The sequence below is a fragment of the Thermogladius sp. genome, assembly GCF_049970955.1.
In the GTDB taxonomy this organism is placed as follows: Archaea; Thermoproteota; Thermoprotei_A; order Sulfolobales; family Desulfurococcaceae; genus Thermogladius.
Map to the genome: position 1 here is coordinate 1 of NZ_JBMFLY010000065.1, position 4,644 is coordinate 4,644.

5 protein-coding genes and 1 pseudogene are annotated in these 4,644 nt (G+C 60.3%); all 6 read left to right on the forward strand.

What is annotated here, in order from left to right:
- Positions 1 to 292 (forward strand): hypothetical protein (locus ACP5VX_RS06255; RefSeq protein WP_428725027.1); only part of this gene is annotated, 292 nt, incomplete at its 5' end.
- Between the two features lie 89 nt (positions 293 to 381).
- A complete protein-coding gene (gene sufC, locus ACP5VX_RS06260) occupies positions 382 to 1,119 on the forward strand; it encodes a Fe-S cluster assembly ATPase SufC (protein ID WP_428725028.1) in 738 nt (245 codons plus the stop codon).
- Positions 1,109 to 2,512 carry a Fe-S cluster assembly protein SufB gene (gene sufB / locus ACP5VX_RS06265; RefSeq protein WP_428725029.1) on the forward strand — a complete coding sequence of 468 codons (1,404 nt, stop codon included), beginning with the start codon at positions 1,109 to 1,111 and terminating at the stop codon, positions 2,510 to 2,512. The genes sufC and sufB overlap by 11 nt, the downstream gene beginning before the upstream one ends.
- The gene (locus ACP5VX_RS06270; RefSeq protein ID WP_428725030.1) at positions 2,509 to 3,534 is read left to right on the forward strand and encodes a SufD family Fe-S cluster assembly protein; all 1,026 of its coding nucleotides are present in this window, start codon (positions 2,509 to 2,511) and stop codon (positions 3,532 to 3,534) included. Before sufB ends, ACP5VX_RS06270 begins: the two co-directional genes overlap by 4 nt.
- Positions 3,535 to 3,574: 40 nt before the next feature.
- Complete coding sequence (locus ACP5VX_RS06275; protein WP_428725031.1) at positions 3,575 to 4,357, forward strand: hypothetical protein; 783 nt, start codon at positions 3,575 to 3,577, stop codon at positions 4,355 to 4,357.
- Positions 4,358 to 4,426: 69 nt separating this feature from the next.
- Positions 4,427 to 4,644: pseudogene (locus ACP5VX_RS06280) on the forward strand (hypothetical protein); the annotation flags it as partial.

Below are 4,644 nucleotides of genomic sequence, written 5' to 3' on the forward strand. Positions count from 1 at the left end.
GCAGCCGCCTCCCCAGCCCGCTGCCGCGTTCAAGTACGACCTGTCCGACTCTAGGGTTAGGGCGAGGCTCATGAGGGGGTCGCGGTCGTTCAAGATTCTACCCGCGAGCACCAGAGTGGAGCAGGCGGTCTCGGGCGAGCTCGCTAAAGGGACGTGGCTCGTCGTGGAGACCTACGCCTCTGGTAAGAGGTACGTGGTGGTCGAGAACGGGGCTGTGCAGGGGGTCTACTGCGAGCAGGACTGTAGCGGCGAGCCTCTGACCGTCATAGCGTACGAAGTAGCCGGTCCCTGAGTGGGATTTGTTTATTTTCAAACCGATAACCCTCTCTCCACCCGTCCCACTAAGTTTATTAGGTTAACCAAACCTGACAGTGCATTAGGGTGTTTACTTTGCTGCTGGTAGACAACGTGAGCGTCGAAGTGGGCGGTAAGCTGGTCGTCAGAGACGTCACGGTCGAGGTCGGGGACGGGGAGATAGTCGCCTTAATGGGGCCTAACGGCAGCGGCAAGACCAGTCTCGCCTACGCGGTTATGGGACACCCGGGCTACAGGGTCGTGAAGGGGAGGGTCGTCCTTAACGGGGAGGACATCACCAGCCTCCAGCCCTACGAGAGGGCGAGGAGGGGGCTGTTCCTCTTCTTCCAGAACCCCGTCGAGGTGAAAGGGGTCTCTCTAAGGGACTTGTTCAAAGCGATCAACACCTCGTGGCGCCAGATAGAGGGGGTCGACTCGCTACTGGAGGAGACCGCTGCCAAGGTGGGCCTCAAGAGGGAGCTACTCGACAGGGGGCTGAACGAGGGGTTCTCGGGCGGGGAGAAGAAGAGGTCGGAGTTCCTCCAGGCCCTCCTGTTGAAACCCAAGTGCCTGTTGATGGACGAGCCGGACAGCGGGCTCGACTTGGAGGGGGTGAGGCTCCTCGCCGACTACGTAAACAGCGTCGCGGGGGAGGGGGCTTGCGTCCTCCTGATAACCCACTACCCTTCGCTACTACAGCTCGTCAGGCCCTCCAGGGTCCTGGTGATGCACAACGGTGCCGTCGTTGCCTCTGGGGGAGTCGAGCTAGTGGACAAGATAGCCAGGGAGGGCTACTCCTCCGTGGTGTCCCGTAATGGGCTTTGACATCCGGGGCTTCGAGCTAGAAGAGCTCACGGGCGTGGAGTACAGGAGCAGAGTTGAGATAACAGGCAGGGTCAGCAGGAGCCTGGTAGAGGAGATCAGCAGGTCCAAGAAAGAGCCGGAGTGGATGAGGAGGCTCAGGCTCAGGGCTCTAGAGTACTTCGAGGAGGCCCCCGCACCACAGTGGCTGCCGTACATCCAGAGGATAGACCTCGACGAGATAACGACGCTCTACACGAAGCCAGACGTCGAGGTGGCGAGCGACTGGAGCGACCTACCGGAGGAGGTGCGGAGGATCTACGAGAGGCTGGGCCTCCCCGAGGCGTACGCCAGGTACTTAGCCGGGCTCACGACCGTGCTCGACAGCGAAAGCGTCTTCGTGGGCGTGAAGGACTTCCTAAAGAAGCTGGGCGTCGTAATGGTGCCGATGGAGGAAGCCGTCCAGAAGTACCCCGACCTGGTGAAGAAGTACTTCTCGAGGGTCTTCCCCTACACGGACCACAAGTTCGCCGCACTACACTACGCGCTGTGGAGCGGCGGCGTCTTCGTCTACGTGCCGAGGGGGGTGAGAGTCCCCTACCCGGTCGAGGCCTTCTTCTTCCTGGGTAAGGAGATGGAGGGGCAGTTCGAGCACTCGCTCATAGTAGCGGACGAGGGCAGCGAGCTGGTCTTCATTGAGGGATGCAGCGCGCCCAGGCTTAGGAGGGAGAGCTTCCACGACGGCATGGTCGAGATATACGCCCACCCCTCATCCAGGGTCTCCTTCGTCACGGTCCAGAACTGGAGCAGGAACATCATAAACTTCAACAACAAGAGGGCCATCGCGGAGGAGGGCGCCTTCGTGGAGTGGGTGGAGGGGAGCATAGGCAGCAAGATCACGGTGACCTACCCCTCCACCATCCTCAGGGGCGAGGGGGCCAAGACCGTCTCGACCCTCCTCAGCATCAGCAACGGTGGCTACATAAAGGACACGGGCTCTAAGGTCATACACGCCGCTCCGAGGACCTCTAGCAGGGTGTTGTCGAAGAGTATCGTAGCAAACGGCGGCCTCAGCGTCTACAGGGGGCTCACGCAGGTCAACAAGGGGGCTGTCGGCTCGTTCAGCCACGTCGAGTGCGAGAGCCTGATACTCGACGAGAAGAGCGGGTCCTACACCTACCCGATCGTCCACCTGCTCGAGAGAGACGCCGACGTAGGCCACGAGGCCTCAACTCTCAGGCTGAGCGAGGACCAGCTGTTCTACTTGATGTCGAGGGGGTTGAAGAGGAACGAGGCCATCTCTCTGGTAGTAAACGGCTTTGTTAGAGACGTGCTGAGGAAGCTGCCCTTCGAATTCGCCAGCATGTTGAAGAGGGTGGTAGAGCTGGAGTTCGAGGAGTACGGTGGTGTCGGTTGAAGAGCCTGCTCCAGGTCGTAGGAGACTCCCCGACAATAAAGCACTACATCAACCCCTACGAGTACGCGAGGCTGGTCGAGGAGGCCTCTAGAGCGGGCAGTATCGGCGAGCCCGTTGTCCGCGTCGAGGGCGCCAGGGTCGCGCAGTCTCCAACACGAGACGAGTACGCGGGCGATTGTAGTAGCGTCTACTGCCTACTCCACAAGAAGTACGAGTCGGCCCGCTACGATATAGAGGTCGGCGGCGCGCCGGGCAAGGCTGTAGTAGAGGTAGACTCCGGCAGCCTCTTCTCTGCGGTAGGCCTCAACCTGGTGGTTAGTAGTAGCGGGCTGTACGTGCTGGAGTTGAACCTCAACTCGAAGGGGTCTCTCAGCTTGTCTCTGACCGTGGACGCCGAGCCCGGGTCTAGACTCCTGCTGAGAGTTAAGGCTGGCGAGGGGCTGGCGAGCTACCTCCGGTTGGCCTCGGGGCTAGGCTGTTGCGCGAGCGAGAGGGCATTGCTGGTCGAGTCTTCCCGCGTCCTCAAAGTAGAGGAGCTCGTCTCGGTAGACTCGGCTTCGCTCAACGAGAAGGCGGTCGTCCTAGCGCTAGGGAGGAGCGTCGTAGACGTCGACGTGCTCGGGCGCGCGAGGGGCGTTGGCCCGGCTCTCCACGTGAGGCAGTTGCTCGTAAGCCTAGGCGAGTCCACGGCTGCGGCCAGGGGCACTCTTGTAGCCGAAGAGGGGTCTAAGGAGGGCTCGCTCGTCTACGGCATCGAAGCCCTCCAACTAGGGGGCTTAGCCTTCATGCAGCCGAGGCTAGAGGTCAGGACGAACAACGTCGCGGAGGCCAGGCACTACGCTAGGAACGTAAAGCTGGGCACCGAGCAGCTCTTCTACCTGGCCTCTCGCGGGCTCGACCCGCGTGAGGCCAGTATGCTGTTCGTGAGAGGGCTAGTAAAGGAGGGGCTGAGCGACCCGGCGCTCTCGAACACGCTGGTGGAGGAAGTGTTGAGACGCGTTGCCCCACACCTCGAGGCTTGATTGAGCTGGCTATTTAAAGGCCTTACGCCCGTATTATTACATGGTTTGCCCAGTCGAAAAATATGCTAGTGTTGTCCGGATGATGTCCGCTCAGATAGAGGTAGGCAGGTGCCCGCCCAGCTTCGTGGACAACTTGCTAATAGAGCCCTGCTTGTTCCTCGGGGTACTGCCCGTGGTGTCATCCTGCGAGATATCTGGTGACAGCGTAAGCGTAAAGTTCTCCAAGCCGGTTGACCACGTGTGCGAGTACAAGCTCTGGCAGGAGCCCCGCGGCTGGAAGATAGAGCTGAGAAAGGGCCCCGAGCCGAGGGCGAGCGCCTACCTGGAGTGGCTGAGGCTCTACTACCTCGGGGGAGCCTTCTTCAAGCTGGAGTACGAGGTCGCCGGGGGCTTCTTCGCCAAGAGGGAGCTGGCCAAGGTCTACTCAGCCCTGTTCTCCAACTACGCATCCCTCGCCGAGAGGAGGTGCCTAAAGGTCGATATAGCCGAGAGGTTCAGACACCCTGGAGCCCCACGAGCGGAAGTAGAGGAGAAGCCTTTCTGGGAGTCGCTACCAGTGGACATCAAGGTAGACTTGTCACTCGCACTAGTTAGGGCCCAGTACCTGAGGGAGGTAGAGCTGGTTCACGCCTCGGACGGGCTGCCCAAAGCCAACTACCTGGCCAGCAAGGTGAGGTCGGGCGAGTGGATGATAGTGGTGGTCTACCCCAACGGGAGGGAGTACTTACTCGTGTCCAACGGGGTTGTAGTGGGGCGCTACTTGGAGGGGGCCAAGGGCCCAGTAGTCCAGTCGGTCTTCTACAAGCTGAGGACGCCGAAGTAGCTCTAGTTGAGTGAAAAAGCAAGGTTATTATTCTACGGGGCCTAGACTTAATATCCGAGGGCTACCAGTTTGTCCCTCGAGGACCCGTATTCTATACTCGAGAAGTACCTGTCGGCAGAGTCCTACTTCGTCGTGGGCAGGGAGTTCACGAGGGTCGACGCGCTCGAGAAAGCCCTGGGAAGAGCCCTGTTCACAGAGGACTACTTCGTGAAGTACGTGTACGGCAACGCGCTGTTCGTGAAGCAGGTGTTGAGCCCTCACCCACACGCTAGGATCAAGGGCTTCCA